This window comes from Dyadobacter diqingensis, from assembly GCF_024220585.1.
GTDB lineage: Bacteria > Bacteroidota > Bacteroidia > Cytophagales > Spirosomataceae > Dyadobacter > Dyadobacter diqingensis.
The window spans coordinates 553,996-570,315 of record NZ_JAMXKF010000004.1; the positions used below are offsets into that span (position 1 = coordinate 553,996).

Sequence of the window (16,320 nt, forward strand, 5' to 3'; positions counted from 1 at the left end):
TATCACTTAGAAGAAGCAATACCTTTTAACAAATTATAACTTTTTGAATATATAAACTATCGCCATAAATTATTCTTTTCTGCGATCTCTTCTTCGCTTTCTCGCCGTGGTTTAACGTTGGTACCCGGAACAACCTCGGGCGCGTCCGTCCCTGGGACATCGGGGGTCGGGTTAAGTGGAGGCATTTGTGTTGGATGTTTCGGATCCGGAAAACTTGCGGGCTCCTGATCTCCGGGTGACTCATTCATAATGACGCCAAACAGGTCGTTAAATTGAAATTCAAGCATGTTTCTTTTAGTTTGATGATGAATAGTATTACATAACTTTATAAAAACTATGCCCGGAACTCGCCTAAACCGTTTCGATCGCGTAGATCCCAGACAATCAAAGCATAACTTCCGTCTCAGATGAACCCGATTGATCAGCTAAAAGCAGCACTATCTTCATTTACCGAAATCCCGGACGAGGAGTTTCATTTTTTCAGCAAGAACCTGCAAATAAAGTCGTTCGAAAACGGTACGTTTTTATGTCGTGAAGGCCAAATTGAACAACATATTTTCTTTCTATTGAGCGGTGCGACCAGAAATTATTTTACACGGGATGGAAAAGAATTCACTGTCGGATTCCATTTTGAAGACGAATTCATCACTGCTTTCTACTCTCTCCTCACCCGTGAGCCATCTCCTGTTTCAATTGAGGTTATACAAAGTTCCAGAACGTTCTTAATTCCTCGTGCATTTCTCTATGATTTTTATGATAAATTCAAAACCGGTGAAAGAATTGGCAGACTTATCGCCGAAGCACAATACATCAAGAGATTAGAAAGAGAAATGGAATTGTTGTCGCTAACCGCTGAGCAGCGTTATGCAAAATTGATGGAGCGCAATCCTGCACTGGTACAAGGCATTTCGATCAAACACCTTTCTTCTTACCTGGGAATTCAGCCTGAAAGTTTGAGCAGAATCCGCAAGCAATTTGCTCGAAACTAACATATGTTATTCCGGCTCAATATTGGTTTCCTCAAATTTGCATGAACCAAACATTGTAACCATGATCGTCCTCATTATTCTTTTTGCCACTTTTGGAGCCAGCGCAGGTGTTAACAAACTTATTTCCGGCGACTGGCAATACGTACTCAGTGGCAACATCGCGATGTTTCTTATGCTTTGCTTTACGGCAGCCGGGCATTTTAAATTTTCTGCAGGTATGGAACAAATGATCCCTAAATTTATTCCACAGAAAAGAGAGCTGGTTCTTACCACCGGTTTGCTAGAAATACTGGCTGGCGTGGCTTTACTTTTTCCAGCGTTACGTCAGACGACCGGCTTGTTACTGATCCTGTTTTTTATCCTTATATTACCTGCCAATATCAACGCAGCCATTCACCACATTGATTACCAAAAAGCAACATTTGATGGGCACGGGCCGGAATATTTGTGGTTCCGCATTCCAATGCAGGCCTTGTTGATTTTTTGGGTATGGTTTTTTGCAGTTAAAAGTTAAACTTCTATCAAACAACGTTTTATGCCACACGCAAAATTATTTTTACTCATTACACTTTCAATGGTCACAGTTGCCGGCTGCTTTGCCCAAAATACAAAACAGACCGTTGTTGTAACTAATATCAAAAGTAAAAAAGGTAAATTGATGATTGGCTGGTACAGCAATGAAGCCAGTTACGATGAAAGGAAAAACCCGATCTTTAAAAAGAAGGCTGATGTCGATAAGCAAGGCCGGGTTTCTGTCGTCTTTGACAATATTCCATCAGGTAAGTATGCGATTTCTGTTTATCTGGATGAAAACGAAAATGATCAGATGGACACAAATTTTCTTGGAATTCCAAAAGAGCAATATGGTTTCTCAAACAACATATTGCCGGCGACGCGTGCTGCCAATTTTAGTGAAGCGGTTTTTGAAATCACCAACAAACCCTCTGAAATCCTGATCCGTTTGAAATAAAACAATGAAAAATAACCACTTGCAAAGTCGAACCTGAAAATGAAAAATTATCTGATCATCGGAGGAACAAAGGGAATTGGGCTAAAAACAATTGAGTTGCTTGGTCATGATTGTAAAATTTACAGTGTTTCAAGAGGCGAAAATGAAGATAAGCAGGAAAATATCGCGCACTATCAGCTTGATATCACAAAAGAGGATTTATCAAAACTGGATCCCCTCCCTTCCGAGATTCACGGCCTGGTTTATTGCCCGGGGAGTATTAACCTGAAGCCTTTTGCAAGGTTTTCCGAGACCGATTTCCTGAATGATTTCCATCAGAATGTTTTGGGTGCGATCCGCATTATCCAGTTCATACTGCCAAGACTTAAGGCTGCAAACGGGAGCAGTATTGTGTTGTACAGTACGGTAGCTGCCAGATTAGGGATGAATTTTCACAGTTCCGTTGCCGTTTCCAAATCAGCAATTGAAGGTCTGACACGGTCGCTGGCAGCCGAATTTGCGCCAAATAAAATCAGGGTTAATGCAATTGCACCATCACTGACCGACACACCATTGGCGGCTCCCTTATTAAATACGCCCGAAAAAATTGAAGCCAACAACAAACGACATCCTTTGCAAAGAATCGGTCAACCGGACGACATTGCCGCTATGACTGTATTTTTACTTTCAGAACAAGCCGGCTGGATCACCGGACAAACATTGAATATCGACGGAGGGATGAGTACTTTAAAGTAATTTTCCGTTAACTAATATTGTTAACCGTTAACTCAATTCAGGTAGGTTCAGAAAATTTACAGCTTTAAATTTCCGCAAAATATCTGTGAATCAATATTTTACAACAACACAAAGCAGATAAAAAACCTAAACCTGTTAACGGATGATTTTCTTCTGGATATTCTGGTGCATCGACGCCATTATCGCACTTACCGTATTATATTTTTTCGGCGAAGGCCTTGCCGACCATACCATTTCGGCTTCCAACATCGGCTCGTGGCTTTTGCTATTACTTATTCCAGCCATTATACTTGGCATTGGATATGTCCTCAAATCCAACAACGAGCTTATGTGGGCCAAGGTTATCGTATCCCTAATGGCAATTCCCGGCCTGCTATTTGGTGTTTTTGCCTTGTATCTTGGAAATCAGAACTGGCAGTAATGGTTACACGTGATCACAAAATCAGCCGGTAATGTTCACGTTGAAATCTCCAAGAAATTTCAGCTCGCCATCCACCTGCAAATTTTTAGCTGTAATATTTTGTCCAACTTCAATGATGTGTCCGGCATTGACCACAATTTTCTCAACCGAAGACGGAACGCGCCCATTCGACCAGATCTCCGGATTGGGCCATGCGCCCGAGGCAATGGTTTGTACAGTATCGGAAAAAAGTGATGTTGTTTTGAAGTTTTTAAAAAGCAACTGATCTGTTTTTGACGATGCGGTTCCAAACCAATCGTTAAGAATATCGGCATAAACCCTGCGGAAATCGATCTGCATTTTAATATCTCTGTTTGTCTCCCACGACTGCGGATTTACAGGCAATAAACCGTTAACCAAATCCGGATTCGTACCAACAACCTGTCTTTTTATACCAGTCCCAAACACAAACATTGGCGCCCCAACCCCGTGATCTGTTCCTTTGGAAGCATTGGAAGTAGCCCGTCTGCCAAAATCTGAGAACGTCATACCTATTACTTTATCCTCCGTGCCCTGTAATTTCAGATCGTTTTGAAATGCCGCGATGCCGTCAGATAGTTTTTTGAGTAACTGCGCATGAACACCATCAGTGTTAACATTCGTAACCTGCCCGGCATGGGTGTCAAAGCCGCCCATCTCTACATAATAGATCTTCGATTTTAATCCACCATGAATTAGTCTCGCCACAATCTTCAATTGCTCAGCAAGGTCATTACCCAGTGAAGCATCAGGATACACTGCAAGATTTCTCCCGGCATCCGCCGCTGCTTTAATTTCGGCAGCATATCCGACCGCTGAAAGTTGCTGCTGTCGGATGTATCCGATTAAATCCCCAGCGTCACAACATGGCAAGTCAGTGTCAGACGGTACCTGAGATCCTATTAATTGGTAAAAAGTCGTCGGGTCCTTTATTGATATTCCCATTGACTGCGTGGTTCCAAGTAAGGTTGTAGTTCCCATGGGGCCTATTTGCACGGCCAACGGGTCTTCCATCTCGTTGTTAGGGTAATTTAAAGGGTATCCTTGAAACCTGTCGTTAAGATACCGCCCCGCCCAACCGGAAGATGAAAACTGTTCTGAATCAACACCTGTCATCCAAATATCAGTAGAACGAATGTGCGATAAATTGGGATTTGGATATGACACAGAGTGTACTATTGCCAGTTTACCTTGATTGTACATTTCTCTCATACCGGTCATTACCGGATGTAACCCGGTCTCCAAATTTCCGGATAACCCCAGAACCTGATTTTCCGGAATTGCGATGTTGCTTCTCAATCCATAATAGTCTGAGTAATGCTCCAAGGGAATTACCGTATTAAGTCCGTCATTTCCGCCACTTAAATATACTATCACTACGATACGATCCGTATTCAAAGCTGCGGTTTTCATCAGGGACTGTACCAATCCTGAACTTTTTGCGAATGATTTCACGCCAAAGCCGTCAACCATCACGGGTAAGAGCATAGACGAAGCTGCTGTAAAAAAGTCTCTTCTTTTCATGGGAAGTGCTTATTAAAATACTTGATACTCAGCCATCCTAAACATATATTTCATCAAGGCCTGACATCTCCCAATGACTGCGTTTCTCCATCCGGCGTCGGTCGGTGCAGCTCTGTATTTATTTAATTCAAAGATCCAGGTACTTCGCGGGACACTGCGCATCATGATTGTATCAATAAGAAAGTTTTTCTGAGATTCCGGCAATTCCAGTGCAAAAAAATTCTTCGAAAATTGAGCAAAAAGTTCTTCGCAGGGGATAGCAGGAGTACCTGCTACATCTGAAAAATTAGGCTGAATTTCTCTTATCCACTTATAAAAGTCTATTCCCAGCATATAACCCGGTTTAATCTCAAGCCACGGATAAACCATCGCATCTGTATGAGCTCCGCGTATTCCCAGAGTAGTACCATTTATCCAGTTCTTGGAATATCCGGTTTGATAGTACGGAACAGAACCAAAAACAAGTGGTTGGTCTAAAAACCTTAGTTGCATTGTATTCATACCCCATTCTTGAAATTGCATCATCCTTCGAAAAGGAGCAAATTCAGTTGTTATATCCGGAACAGGTTGATTTAAATGCCTCATCATACCAATCATGAATTCGGCAGGAGATTTGACAAGTGCTCCAACATTTCGGTTATCAAAGAAAATATCGCTAGTCAATAATCTTTTCAGCACTGGCGGAATGGCGTAATTATTTCCTGCGCTTGCGAAAAAAGTTGCAAGAGGCGTAATAACATTATCTTCTATTTCTTGTGTCACATTAGAATTGACATACCATCGATAGAGCTTTCGACAGATAAACTTCGGCGTCTGGGGATGTCTTAAAAGCATGTCAATTAAATCTGCAACCTCCTCATCTCCGGCAGTAGCGCCACTCCTACCCGCTATCACGGTATTATTATATTTTCCAGAGAACGTTTTATTAGATACATCATGCCTGCTTGGAGTAAAAACGGATCCAATTGATGTAGATCCAGCAGCCCAAAGGTTAACATCCTGCCACCCGGTCAATACCTTTGCTGCTGCTTTAACATCGTCTTCGGTGTAGTTAGCATTACCAGCGAAATCCTTCTGCCCTACTGTAAACAACTCTTGTAACTCTCTCGCATAATTTTCGTTAGGACTCTCCTTAGTATTTGCATTTCCATTTTGAAAAACCAACATCCCAGGATCCTTTGTAATTGCAATTGTCATCGTACGAAAATTACCCATGGCATTCGCCCTAAGCAACCTGAGATACCTATCCGGAAATCTATAATCTCCTAATGAAGACTGAGCGACGACAAAGTGATTTTGCCAAAAAGCCGTCAGTTTCTCCAAAACAGATGGGTGACCGTTTTGCTCGGTCATTAGCCCAATCCACCAATACCTTACCCATAGAAAATATTCGTATGTTCTGCTTCCATCAAACGGCTTCGTCAAAAATTCCTGCCCCGCGTCGGCCCGCGTCTCATCCATTTCCACAGGCGGCGGTGGAGAAGCGCGGTAGCTCGCATTGCTGATTAAAAGATCGACGGCTTGCGTTGCGGTCTTGCCGGTAAAATCTACAATTTCCTGATTTGTAGGACCAAATGTAGCTCTCCGCAACAAATGTGCTGCGGTGCTGGCCGTTAAGGGAGCTGTATATGTATCCAGATATGCCATAGTATTCAGGCTATAATTACTTTGTTATTACTATTTTTTGCGTAATGTATGTCCCGTTTTTAAGAATCACCTGAACCAGATAAATTCCGGGGTTATACCGGCTTACATCAATTCCTGTACTTGTAACTAACGGTGAACTATAAACTTTGTCACCATTTACGCTATGGAGATTAACTTCTTTTACCGTGTTAACATCCTGTATCCTTATAAATAGTTTCTCAGAAACAGGGTTTGGGAAGAACGTTATCACCGTCTTCTCTCCTATCTGTACACTTTCAATCCGGCTGTAAGCATAAGTTCCATCTTTATCAATCATTTTTAACCGATACAAATTCTCTCCTACGACTGGTGTTACATCCGTAAAATTATAATTAACCAATACCGAACTTTCACCGATCGACTCTACCTTTCCTTTAAGTGTCCAGTCTTTGCCATCCGAGCTATGCTCCACATCAAAGACTTCACTATTAGATTCATAAGTAGTTGACCAGCTTAATTTTGCCTGACCGGCGTCATCTGCCACCGCTTTAAAACTGATCAGTGTAACCGGCAGCGGACCCGATATCATTGCACCAAGCGTGTAAATACTATAAGCGTTCGGAACAAGCGCCGAGCTCGTTGTGATTGACCCTGCGGTAAGCGTACTGGCCCCTCCAAGTAAAGCCGTTGCATCTGGTGTAGAAATTATTTTCTCCCATCTTGACGCTGCGGAATTCCATCCAACAATCGTTAGCCGAGAAAGCGCACTTCCTGTTAAGCCCGTAATGTCACTGGCTGCATTCCATGTCAAAGTCACTGCTGTGGCATTTGTACCATCTATATCCCAAAATTCTTTGGCACTGACCTTATCCAGCGTATTTTCCTTATTGGCGACTAAAAAAGGACCGCCAGCAGGAATCGTAGCACCATTGGCATTTTCAAGGAAATAGGCACCTGTTGTTGCATCACCTGAAGCTGCGAAGGGCCGGTAAACACCATTGTCTCCAACCGGAAAGGCGAATTTTGTAGTTCCGGCCTTTTTAACGTAACCGTCTATATGTTTCGTGTTACTTATCCCGGTGAGTGCAGCATTACCTGAAAACGTAACCACCCCACGTGGTGCTGACCGTTTTGTAGAAATAATTCCACTCTGTCCGAATGAGTTAAGGGCGGCCAAGGCCAGGCAACAGCCCAGAATATATCCAAAATTGTTGTAAAACCTATTCATAACGTTGAGAAATACACGTTTTAGACAAAATATAGCCACTGATATTATCATTTTAAAGAGCCATTTCACCTAAACAAAGGCTCAAAAACCATAAATCAATATTAAAACTAATAAAAATTCTACATTATAAAAAGAAATAGTTTGAGTTAAAATTCAAAAACTACTTCTACAAATCAAGATAGAACTATAAAAGAATCATGCCGAAACACAACAAAGTGCTCAAACCGCATAAAACATATGCGAACGAGATTTCAACAATCTGAAATTGCTGCTTTTATTGCAAAACTGATAGAAGGATGGGATGAAAACGCTGCGAAAGTAAGAATAAAAAACAATCGAAAAAGATTTGTAGAATAATATTTTTAAAATCGACATAAATCTCAAACTACTTTTAACATAACCCACTCATTTACAGCGAAATTATTTTCTACAAATTTTTTAGATCTTCACCCTGGAATACAAACCTGCTTTCCGCTGTTATGTTGGAAAGATAACATTTCACCATGAGCGATATTAAATTAGGAATACTTGATCAGTCTGTTGTTAGAAATGAAGGGGATGTAAAGGGTGCGATACGCGAAACGATCGAAACCGCTAAACTTGCGGAAAAACTAGGATACAGCCGGTTCTGGATATCCGAACATCATAATTCTACATTCATTGCGGGCTCAACACCAGAGGTTTTAATGGTAAAACTAGCGGATGAAACCAGTCACATCAGAATAGGATCCGGTGGTATTATGTTACCGAATCACAGCGCTTTGAAGGTCGCGGAAAATTTCAGGATGCTAGAAACACTTTTTCCAGGACGTATCGACCTGGGCATGGGACGTGCACCCGGCACCGACCGTCTCACTTCTTCGATCCTCAACCCTTCCAACGATTTCAGCGAGTCAAGTTATCTTCGTCAGCTGGAACATTTGCAGCATTTTTTTCAGGATACGGCCGGAACCGAGCGCGGATTTATTTACGCAACCCCTCAATCCGAAACCATTCCGATGCAATGGATTTTAAGTTCAAGCGGTGGCAGCAGCAAAATTGCAGCAAGGTTCGGTCTGGGTTTGGCTGTGGCAAAATTCATCAATGGTTTTGTCGGTCCGGATGTGGTAGAAACGTATCGTAAAAATTTCAAACCCTCGCACCAGTATCAGGAACCGCGGGTTATCCTGTCTGTATTTTTGATTTGCGGTGAAACCGAAGAAAAGGCACGGGAAATGCGAAAAATGATGGATTATATCCTCATTGAATTTGAGAAAGGAAAATCCGGACCATTCCCGGATCCGGAGGTTGTCAGACAATATCGTTTTACGCCCGGTGAACTTGAACGGGTAAAATACAACAGCGGCCGGATCATTTCCGGAACGAAAGAGGATGTAAAAGAACAACTTACAAAACTGGCAAACGATTTTGAGGTGGACGAGATTATCATTTCAACCATGGGTGATAATTATGAAAATAGAAAACGGTCTTTTGAATTAGTAGCCGATGCGTTTAATTTGAATAAATTAGCTCATTGAAATAACCAATTCTCAGTCCATGAACCGTTTTGACCGCATCACTGCCATACTTATTCAGCTGCAATCCAGGAAAATAGTCAAGGCGCAGGACCTGGCCGAACGGTTTGAAATCAGTTTACGAACGGTTTACAGGGATATGAATACGCTTGCCGAAGCCGGCGTCCCGATCATCGGAGAAGCTGGTGTGGGTTACTCCATTATGGACGGTTACCGGCTCCCGCCCGTGATGTTTACGAAGGAGGAGGCGCGAACCTTCATTACCGCGGAAAAACTGATGGAAAAGTTTACCGACCTGTCGACCAAATCGCATTATCAATCGGCCATGTTCAAGGTAAAATCGGTGTTAAAAAGCGCCGAAAAGAATTTACTCGAAGACATGGAACAGCATATTGAGGTCCGGCAAAAGTACAAGCCTTTTAATCCGACATTAAACAATACGCTTGAAATCCTGCTCAAAAGTGTTGCGGACAAAAAAGTCGTTCGCATGAGATATTCGGCGTTCAATACCGAGGAGACCACGGAACGGCAGATTGAGCCTCTGGGTATATACCATGAAAACAATTACTGGTACGTCGTGGCTTATTGTTTGCTCAGGACCAGCTACCGTAATTTCAGGACCGACCGAATTTCACACATCGAACTGACGGAAACGATATTCAGTAAACAACACGCCTCACTTAAAGAGCACATGGACAGTTTACCAAAACTTGAAAATCTGGAACTGATTGTGATACGTGCAAAAAAACACATCATGCCTTACATCCAGAACGACAAGTATCTGCATGGATTTGTTTCCGAAAAAAAATCCGGTGACGAGTTTGAAATCAGCTTTCTGGTTGCTTCGGTTGAAAGCTTTTTGCGGTGGTTTGTCATGTTTGCTGATTTTGCCAGGATCGTACAACCCGAAGCACTTAAAGATAAACTCAAAAAACGCCTGACAACTATTTTAGAAAATCTATCAATTCCCTAAACCCTGCTGACATACCGTTGTCATGTGCCGGTACATTACTTTGTAATGTACTAAAAACGACAACGATCATGTTACAGGAAACAGCAATAGAAACCATGGAAAGCAGTCTTACTTACTTAATGAAAAATTATGCCTCGTACAATCACTGGGCAAATAAAACAATGGTCGACTGGCTGAGAACAAAGCCCGTTGAACTGATGACGCAGGACGTCACATCCAGTTTCCCAACAATCAAACAAACCCTTATTCATATTTATCAGACACAGAGTTACTGGCTTTCTGTGATTCAAAAGGATAAGGATTTCAAGCCTCATTCGCCAAACGGATCAACAGAGGAAATTTTCCAGATCCTTGTTTCTCAGTCGGAAGAAATTGTACATTATGTTGAACAAATGACCAGTGAGGAAGTTCAGGAAAATAACCTGGTTGTGAACCCCTGGTTTGAATGCAACTACCCTAATTTCGAATACATCATGCAATGCATGAACCATAGCACGTATCACCGCGGCCAGGTGGTAACGATGGGGCGGATTTTGGGTATCACTGACGCTCCTATGACGGACTATAATTTTTATAATGTAAGAGGAAAGTAATCAGCCGTTAAAGAAAATAATCGTAAAAGTAACCTGATACCGTTGAACTAAAACGGCGTCAGGTTACTTTTTTATATAACCATCAAACGGATTAACCATGGAAAAACGCAGCCATCAATATCGTCTCCAACTCGATTATCTCACGGATACCAAAGGGGAAAAACAGCAGACTGATCCCGTGAAAATCGAATTCGAAAATCATGACAACATTTTCGCGATCATCGACATTCTGAAAGAAAAAGATCCTTTTCAGAATCGGGAGCAGGCAGTGGAATTCGCGATCGGATTGAAAATGTTCAGTGAAGTCATGATTAAAAATCGCAATAACCCATTGTTCGAAGAGCTGATGCCGGCATTCGGGCTTTTTATGAAAAAGCTAAAATCCTTGTAATTTTAACATAATGCGTATATTGAAGTCTGGCTATTATGATTCTGACGCTTATGAATAAATTGTGGAAAGGACTTCTTTGTGCTGCTGCCTTGTTTTTCTTCGCTGTCTCCTGCCAAAATTCTCGGCAGGTCAGTCATCTAAAATTAAACGTGCCAAGCCAGTATTGCGCGCCAACCATTCCTTACCGATATAACGCGTCCTTTTTACCCTATCAAAATACAGATTCCATTTTGAGTAACAGCCAGGAGCTCGCTGCCCGCATGTCGGTTCATGATATACTGATGGCGAATGCTACGGGAACGCTCGGACTCACCAATGAACTGATTAAAGCCAGGAAAGATTCTTCCATAACCGGTAGAATCAAAAGTCTGGAAATCAGCAACCGGATCCAGGATCATCTCTTTCTGCTGTCAACCGAAATCGCAGGAATTTCCGCCGAGCTGGATTGTGAAGGAGAAAGGGCTGATCTTTTTGCCGGTTATCTCGACAACATCAATAACAAAAACACTGCGCGCCTGACGGGTGCTTCCATTGTTGTGGGTGCCCTCGCTACGGTTGCCGCTGTGATGGTGAACAGCAACGCGACTCAAAACGCAATAAGCATCGGAGGCGGTCTGGTTTCGGCCGGTCTGGGGATTCTGACCATCAAACCTTCGGGCAAAAAAATAAAGTTTGTTCATGAGCGAAATGTCCTGGAAGACATATGGTTCGCGCCGGAGCAATCGGGAATTTATTCGCCTTTTATGTGGTACATGCTCAAAGAAAGACGTTTCAGTAATAATCAGCAGGAGCCGCTGGTACAGACCATTAAGGCAAGATGGAATAAATTTGAACTGGATCAGAATATGGATAAAGCAACTATCCAACTTTTATTCAAAAATGGCGGGGTTTATGATGCCGACAATCTGCACACCCGGGCCACGATGCTGAATCAGTTGCAGTCTACCATACGGTCGATCAGTCAGGATATGCAGAGTTTAATATCTTCATTAAATGCAATTAAGTAGAAAACAAAAGGCATGAACAAAACAAAAATCCTTGCCATTTCGGGCAGTCTGAGAAGCAACTCCACGAATACTAATATCTTAAAAAACATTGGCAAAATCGCTGCAAAAGATATCGACTTTGAAATTTTTGAAGGTCTGGAAAAATTTCCGCATTTTAATCCCGGCTTCGACGAAGACAATATCGTCGTGAGTGATTTTCGCAAAAAAATACAAAAATCAGATGCTGTCATCATCTGCACACCCGAATACGCTTTTGGTGTTCCGGGCGTCCTGAAAAATGCCCTGGACTGGATTGTATCAACAGGCGAACTGAATGACAAACCGGTTGCCGCAATCAGTGCCTCGCCACTGAACAGCGGCGGTGATAAAGCGCTTGCCTCGCTCCTATTAACACTAACGGCTTTGGGGACCGTAAAAAATGAAAAATCTGCACTATCGATCCCGAATATCAAACAAAAACTTAATACAGCCGGAGAAATTACCGACGAATCGCTCCAAAAATCTCTTACCCTTCTTCTTGAAAATCTGATTGTACTGGTCCATCTGAAAAAAGAATAATACCAGGTTAAATCCGACAGCTGCAATCGACTCACAACCAGTAGTTGTAGGTAATTTAAGATAAAAGACTACAATTTCCATATAGTTAATATAGATATAACTACATTTGAAGGTCAAATCAATTCCCGTTTCATCAAGATCGCCGGAAAGCTGATTTTGCAATCATAAAGACAACCACCCAACGCGTCCCAGTACAGTCCGTAATTATCCATTTTAAACATTTATTGTTATGTCGGCATTACCAAACAGTTCGGTTTTTAAGGAAGTCTTATCAGCAAACAGACAATATTCTTCAAACTTCGGAGATAAGTCGAAACTCACAATCCCTCCGGCACGCCAGTTTGCGATCCTGACCTGCATGGATGCCCGTCTGGACCCGGCTCAATATGCCGGCTTGGCCGAAGGAGATGCACACGTGATCAGAAACGCAGGCGGACGTGCCAGCGACGACGCGATCCGTTCCCTGATTATTTCGCACAAACTTTTGGGGACAAAAGAATGGTTTGTGATCCATCACACCGACTGCGGAATGGCCCTTTTTACAGATCAGATCATCAGGGATCTTTTGGCAAAAAGTCTGAAAACAGCAACGGTTGATGAAAATGGCTGGCGGAATATACAGGAAGAAGGCGGCTCAGACGAGGCACGTTTTATTCCCTTTCTTACATTTACGAATCTGGAAGACAGTGTTACGGAAGATGTGAAGAGAATCAAGGCACATCCGCTGGTGCCAAAGGATATACCAGTTTACGGGTTTGTGTATGATGTAAGATCAGGGCAGCTTATTGAGGTAAAAGAAGCCACGGAAATTGGCATAGGTTAATTCCCGCAGGAAGTCATAAAAGTAAGCTGCCCGGCGAAAGATCTGAATCCTCTTTTGCCAGGCAGCTTTTAAAATCGGTAACAACCTATTGACCAATACCTTCCAAAGTAAACATGAAGGCATATTGCAGGGCAATTTCTTTCAGATACTCGAACCTTCCCGAAGCACCGCCATGTCCCGCCTCCATATTGGTTTGGAGGAGAAGCACATTTTTGTCCGTTTTGTGCGTCCTTAATCTGGCAACCCATTTCGCAGGCTCAAAATACTGCACCTGGCTGTCGTGCAGCCCAGTGGTTACAAGCATATTCGGGTAATCCTTTTTCTCCACGTTATCATATGGAGAATAGGATTTCATATAGTCGTAAGATTCCTTGTTTTTGGGATTTCCCCATTCATCAAACTCATTGGTAGTCAAAGGAATACTCTCGTCAAGCATGGTCGTTACCACGTCAACGAACGGCACATCGGCCAGCACACCTCTCCATAAGTCCGGGCGCAAATTTGCAATGGCGCCCATCAACAATCCACCCGCGCTACCTCCTTCGGCAAACAAATGGGCGGGCGACGTGTATTGTTTTTCGATAAGATATTCTGCGCAGCTGATAAAGTCGCTGAACGTATTTTTCTTTTTGAACAACTTGCCGTCCTCATACCATTGTCGCCCCATTTCCTGCCCGCCACGTACGTGCGCGATCGCGAAAATAAATCCACGGTTCAGCAAACTCAACCGGTTCGTACTGAAACCTGCATCCATGCTGTTGCCGTAAGAACCATAAGCATACAGCAGCAGCGGCGCATTTCCATCCAGCACAATCCCTTTTTTATAAACGAGGGAAATAGGAATATTCAGCCCGTCATATGAGGTTGCGTACAACCTTTCCGTTACATACAGTTCGGGATCATACCCCCCCACAACTTCCTGACGTTTCAGCAATTCCTTTTCCTTCGAAATCATGTTGTAGTCATAAGTCGAACCCGGCGTAGTCAGCGACGTATAATAATAGCGTAGCGTTTCGCTCGTGTATTCAGGATTGGAACCGACGTAAGCGGCGTAGGCTGGCTCTCCGAAATCAACATAATATTCGCTGTTTGTTTCATTATTTCTGATCCTGAGTTGCAGCAACCCATTTTTCCGTTCCGTAACGACCAGATACTTCTCAAAAACCTCTATACCTTCAATTAACACATCCGCGCTGGTCGGTATTACCTCCGTCCAGTTTTCTACACCGGTCTTGTCCAACGGAGTTTCCATCAGTTTAAAATTCAGCGCATCCTGATTCGTTACAACCAGAAATTTGTCATTCTGATGGTCGATATCGTATAGAACATCTTTGATCCTTTCCTGAAAAACCGTGAATTCTCCCTCCGGCTGATCCGCATCTAACAGGTAATACTCAGAAGAAACCGTCGCAGACGAGCCGATGATGATATATTTCCCAGACTTGGTTTTCCCAACGCCGATGTAATTGCTGTTATCATTCTCCTTGTAAACTACCACATCCTCGCTGGAATTCTGCCCGAGCGCATGTCTTTTGATCTCTTCGCTCAGCAGCGTTTTGGGATTGGTGGCGGTGTAAAACAAGGTACGGTTGTCATTTCCCCAAACAGACCCGCCGCTTGCCGGAAATATTGAATCGGCATAGGTTTCACCGGTTTCAAGGTTTTTGATAAAAATGGTATACTGACGCCGCGAAACGGTGTCGACACCATAGGCCAGCAATTTATTATCCGGACTGATATTAAAACCCGTGGCAGAATAATAGGCATGATCTTTCGCCATAAGATCCACATCCAGAATCATTTCTTCAGGTGCATCCAGACTACCTTTTTTCCGGCAATATTTATAGTACTGCTCCCCTTCTTCACTTCGGGTGTAATAAAAATAACCATTTTTGAAAACCGGGACCGATTCATCCTTTTCCTTGATCCGGCCCTTCATCTCCGCAAACAGGTTTTCCTGAAATTGCTTCGTACCGGCCATCATGGCATCTTTATAGGTATTTTCTTCATTAAGGTAGCCTACAACCTTATCACTGTCCGGACCTTCGCTAAAAAAATCGGCCATCCAGTAGTATTCATCGATGCGTACATCACCGTGCATACCCGTATCATACGGTTTCTGATCGGCAACGGGAGGAGTTAAATCAGGCCAGTTATATGTTTGTTCCACTTGAATTAGGTTTATATCAAAAAACGATAACGGCGAAAATCACAAAAAAAATTCGCATTCACTCCTTTTTTGACTCGTTATATCAAAAAGAAAGCTGCCGGCTCCCCATTCGGAACCGGCAGCTTTCTGATTATAAATAATTTATGAAAAGCCAGCAGAAGCTTAATCCTTGATATTGAACAGCGTTTTTGCTTCCTCGTAGCTGAGTTTTTCGTAATTCATCCGAACAGCCTGACCGCCTGGAATGACCACGTAACGGAATTCATACGTTGTAGCTGGCTCAACAGTTGCCTCAATAGGCGTCGACCAGATTCTCAGTGTGTTTACATTGAGTGAGAAATCAATATACTCTTCTGTAAACTGAGACTTAATGCTCAGCGGAAGCTGACGAACGTTGTTATCGCCCACATTAACTTTTGCATAAACAAGCACAACACCTTTGTCCAGAATATCCTGTGTGATCCGCGGCGCGGTTACGTCAATGTAGGAACGGACAATGCTGTTGAAATTCATTTTGCTCCATGTTCCGGCCTTAGCCCAGCTCGAATAAAACACATTGGCACTACCCGCCGGTCCTGCCGGTCCTGTGGCACCATCCTTTCCCGGCGTGCTAACGCCTGCCGGTCCCTGTGGTCCTTCCGGGCCCTTGCAAGCCTGCGCAAACACCAACCCCATCATTAAAATTGCTAACGTAAATTGTTTTTTCATTGCTCTCATTTTCTCTTATACTGATGATTCTCTGCTAAAAAATAAGGCGAAGATGCTGATTTGGCCGGTCAT

18 protein-coding genes are annotated in these 16,320 nt (G+C 42.9%); 12 read left to right on the forward strand and 6 right to left on the reverse strand.

Annotation, left to right across the window (positions count from 1 at the left end; all coding sequences use genetic code 11):
- Positions 1 to 56 precede the first annotated feature (56 nt).
- A complete protein-coding gene (locus tag M1L62_RS14580; protein ID WP_254560317.1) occupies positions 57 to 287 on the reverse strand; it encodes a hypothetical protein in 231 nt (76 codons plus the stop codon).
- Positions 288 to 407: 120 nt separating this feature from the next.
- Between M1L62_RS14580 and M1L62_RS14585 the strand changes: the two genes are divergently transcribed.
- The 5 genes from M1L62_RS14585 (at position 408) to M1L62_RS14605 (ending at position 3,115) form a co-directional block, all read left to right on the forward strand.
- Complete coding sequence (locus M1L62_RS14585; RefSeq protein ID WP_254560318.1) at positions 408 to 989, forward strand: Crp/Fnr family transcriptional regulator; 582 nt, start codon at positions 408 to 410, stop codon at positions 987 to 989.
- Between the two features lie 61 nt (positions 990 to 1,050).
- Entirely contained in the window at positions 1,051 to 1,503 is a 453-nt protein-coding gene (locus M1L62_RS14590; RefSeq protein WP_254560319.1) for a DoxX family protein, read from the forward strand.
- Positions 1,504 to 1,524: 21 nt separating this feature from the next.
- Positions 1,525 to 1,959, forward strand: a complete 435-nt coding sequence (locus M1L62_RS14595; RefSeq protein WP_254560320.1) for a DUF2141 domain-containing protein — start codon at positions 1,525 to 1,527, stop codon at positions 1,957 to 1,959.
- Between the two features lie 39 nt (positions 1,960 to 1,998).
- On the forward strand, positions 1,999 to 2,694 hold the full coding sequence (locus tag M1L62_RS14600; protein ID WP_254560321.1) for an SDR family NAD(P)-dependent oxidoreductase: 696 nt from the start codon (positions 1,999 to 2,001) through the stop codon (positions 2,692 to 2,694).
- A 142-nt stretch (positions 2,695 to 2,836) separates the two neighbouring features.
- The gene (locus M1L62_RS14605) at positions 2,837 to 3,115 is read left to right on the forward strand and encodes an osmoprotectant transporter permease (RefSeq protein ID WP_254560322.1); all 279 of its coding nucleotides are present in this window, start codon (positions 2,837 to 2,839) and stop codon (positions 3,113 to 3,115) included.
- Positions 3,116 to 3,136: 21 nt separating this feature from the next.
- On the opposite strand, the gene M1L62_RS14610 is transcribed toward M1L62_RS14605, so the two are convergent.
- Genes M1L62_RS14610 through M1L62_RS14620 form a run of 3 tightly spaced genes read right to left on the reverse strand, consistent with a single transcriptional unit; the run spans position 3,137 to position 7,511 of the window.
- Positions 3,137 to 4,657 carry a DUF1501 domain-containing protein gene (locus tag M1L62_RS14610; protein WP_254560323.1) on the reverse strand — a complete coding sequence of 507 codons (1,521 nt, stop codon included), beginning with the start codon at positions 4,655 to 4,657 and terminating at the stop codon, positions 3,137 to 3,139.
- Positions 4,658 to 4,669: 12 nt separating this feature from the next.
- Positions 4,670 to 6,304 carry a DUF1800 domain-containing protein gene (locus M1L62_RS14615; protein WP_254560324.1) on the reverse strand — a complete coding sequence of 545 codons (1,635 nt, stop codon included), beginning with the start codon at positions 6,302 to 6,304 and terminating at the stop codon, positions 4,670 to 4,672.
- Positions 6,305 to 6,320: 16 nt separating this feature from the next.
- Positions 6,321 to 7,511 carry a T9SS type A sorting domain-containing protein gene (locus tag M1L62_RS14620; RefSeq protein ID WP_254560325.1) on the reverse strand — a complete coding sequence of 397 codons (1,191 nt, stop codon included), beginning with the start codon at positions 7,509 to 7,511 and terminating at the stop codon, positions 6,321 to 6,323.
- 503 nt (positions 7,512 to 8,014) lie between these two features.
- Here M1L62_RS14620 and M1L62_RS14625 point away from each other — a divergent pair.
- The 7 genes from M1L62_RS14625 (at position 8,015) to M1L62_RS14655 (ending at position 13,370) form a co-directional block, all read left to right on the forward strand.
- Positions 8,015 to 9,028, forward strand: a complete 1,014-nt coding sequence (locus M1L62_RS14625) for an LLM class flavin-dependent oxidoreductase (RefSeq protein WP_254560326.1) — start codon at positions 8,015 to 8,017, stop codon at positions 9,026 to 9,028.
- A 19-nt stretch (positions 9,029 to 9,047) separates the two neighbouring features.
- Complete coding sequence (locus M1L62_RS14630) at positions 9,048 to 9,998, forward strand: helix-turn-helix transcriptional regulator (RefSeq protein ID WP_254560327.1); 951 nt, start codon at positions 9,048 to 9,050, stop codon at positions 9,996 to 9,998.
- A gap of 68 nt (positions 9,999 to 10,066) precedes the next feature.
- The gene (locus M1L62_RS14635) at positions 10,067 to 10,591 is read left to right on the forward strand and encodes a DinB family protein (RefSeq protein ID WP_254560328.1); all 525 of its coding nucleotides are present in this window, start codon (positions 10,067 to 10,069) and stop codon (positions 10,589 to 10,591) included.
- A gap of 97 nt (positions 10,592 to 10,688) precedes the next feature.
- Positions 10,689 to 10,982, forward strand: a complete 294-nt coding sequence (locus tag M1L62_RS14640; RefSeq protein WP_254560329.1) for a DUF3861 domain-containing protein — start codon at positions 10,689 to 10,691, stop codon at positions 10,980 to 10,982.
- Positions 10,983 to 11,017: 35 nt separating this feature from the next.
- Positions 11,018 to 11,989: a hypothetical protein gene (locus M1L62_RS14645; protein ID WP_254560330.1), complete on the forward strand. Its 972-nt coding sequence runs from the start codon at positions 11,018 to 11,020 to the stop codon at positions 11,987 to 11,989.
- A 12-nt stretch (positions 11,990 to 12,001) separates the two neighbouring features.
- Positions 12,002 to 12,547 (forward strand): NADPH-dependent FMN reductase, encoded by a 546-nt coding sequence (locus M1L62_RS14650; RefSeq protein ID WP_254560331.1) that lies wholly within the window; start codon positions 12,002 to 12,004, stop codon positions 12,545 to 12,547.
- Between the two features lie 229 nt (positions 12,548 to 12,776).
- Positions 12,777 to 13,370: a beta-class carbonic anhydrase gene (locus tag M1L62_RS14655; protein ID WP_254560332.1), complete on the forward strand. Its 594-nt coding sequence runs from the start codon at positions 12,777 to 12,779 to the stop codon at positions 13,368 to 13,370.
- 85 nt (positions 13,371 to 13,455) lie between these two features.
- On the opposite strand, the gene M1L62_RS14660 is transcribed toward M1L62_RS14655, so the two are convergent.
- Entirely contained in the window at positions 13,456 to 15,540 is a 2,085-nt protein-coding gene (locus tag M1L62_RS14660; RefSeq protein ID WP_310589976.1) for a S9 family peptidase, read from the reverse strand.
- 162 nt (positions 15,541 to 15,702) lie between these two features.
- On the reverse strand, positions 15,703 to 16,248 hold the full coding sequence (locus M1L62_RS14665; protein WP_254560333.1) for a collagen-like triple helix repeat-containing protein: 546 nt from the start codon (positions 16,246 to 16,248) through the stop codon (positions 15,703 to 15,705).
- Positions 16,249 to 16,320: the final 72 nt, after the last annotated feature.

Bases quoted from the DNA above. Each gene is read 5' to 3' on its own strand.
- M1L62_RS14580 (WP_254560317.1), bottom strand. From the start codon at position 287: ATGCTTGAATTTCAATTTAACGACCTGTTTGGCGTCATTATGAATGAG.
- M1L62_RS14585 (WP_254560318.1), top strand. From the start codon at position 408: ATGAACCCGATTGATCAGCTAAAAGCAGCACTATCTTCATTTACCGAA.
- M1L62_RS14590 (WP_254560319.1), top strand. From the start codon at position 1,051: ATGATCGTCCTCATTATTCTTTTTGCCACTTTTGGAGCCAGCGCAGGT.
- M1L62_RS14595 (WP_254560320.1), top strand. From the start codon at position 1,525: ATGCCACACGCAAAATTATTTTTACTCATTACACTTTCAATGGTCACA.
- M1L62_RS14600 (WP_254560321.1), top strand. From the start codon at position 1,999: ATGAAAAATTATCTGATCATCGGAGGAACAAAGGGAATTGGGCTAAAA.
- M1L62_RS14605 (WP_254560322.1), top strand. From the start codon at position 2,837: ATGATTTTCTTCTGGATATTCTGGTGCATCGACGCCATTATCGCACTT.
- M1L62_RS14610 (WP_254560323.1), bottom strand. From the start codon at position 4,657: ATGAAAAGAAGAGACTTTTTTACAGCAGCTTCGTCTATGCTCTTACCC.
- M1L62_RS14615 (WP_254560324.1), bottom strand. From the start codon at position 6,304: ATGGCATATCTGGATACATATACAGCTCCCTTAACGGCCAGCACCGCA.
- M1L62_RS14620 (WP_254560325.1), bottom strand. From the start codon at position 7,511: ATGAATAGGTTTTACAACAATTTTGGATATATTCTGGGCTGTTGCCTG.
- M1L62_RS14625 (WP_254560326.1), top strand. From the start codon at position 8,015: ATGAGCGATATTAAATTAGGAATACTTGATCAGTCTGTTGTTAGAAAT.
- M1L62_RS14630 (WP_254560327.1), top strand. From the start codon at position 9,048: ATGAACCGTTTTGACCGCATCACTGCCATACTTATTCAGCTGCAATCC.
- M1L62_RS14635 (WP_254560328.1), top strand. From the start codon at position 10,067: ATGTTACAGGAAACAGCAATAGAAACCATGGAAAGCAGTCTTACTTAC.
- M1L62_RS14640 (WP_254560329.1), top strand. From the start codon at position 10,689: ATGGAAAAACGCAGCCATCAATATCGTCTCCAACTCGATTATCTCACG.
- M1L62_RS14645 (WP_254560330.1), top strand. From the start codon at position 11,018: ATGATTCTGACGCTTATGAATAAATTGTGGAAAGGACTTCTTTGTGCT.
- M1L62_RS14650 (WP_254560331.1), top strand. From the start codon at position 12,002: ATGAACAAAACAAAAATCCTTGCCATTTCGGGCAGTCTGAGAAGCAAC.
- M1L62_RS14655 (WP_254560332.1), top strand. From the start codon at position 12,777: ATGTCGGCATTACCAAACAGTTCGGTTTTTAAGGAAGTCTTATCAGCA.
- M1L62_RS14665 (WP_254560333.1), bottom strand. From the start codon at position 16,248: ATGAAAAAACAATTTACGTTAGCAATTTTAATGATGGGGTTGGTGTTT.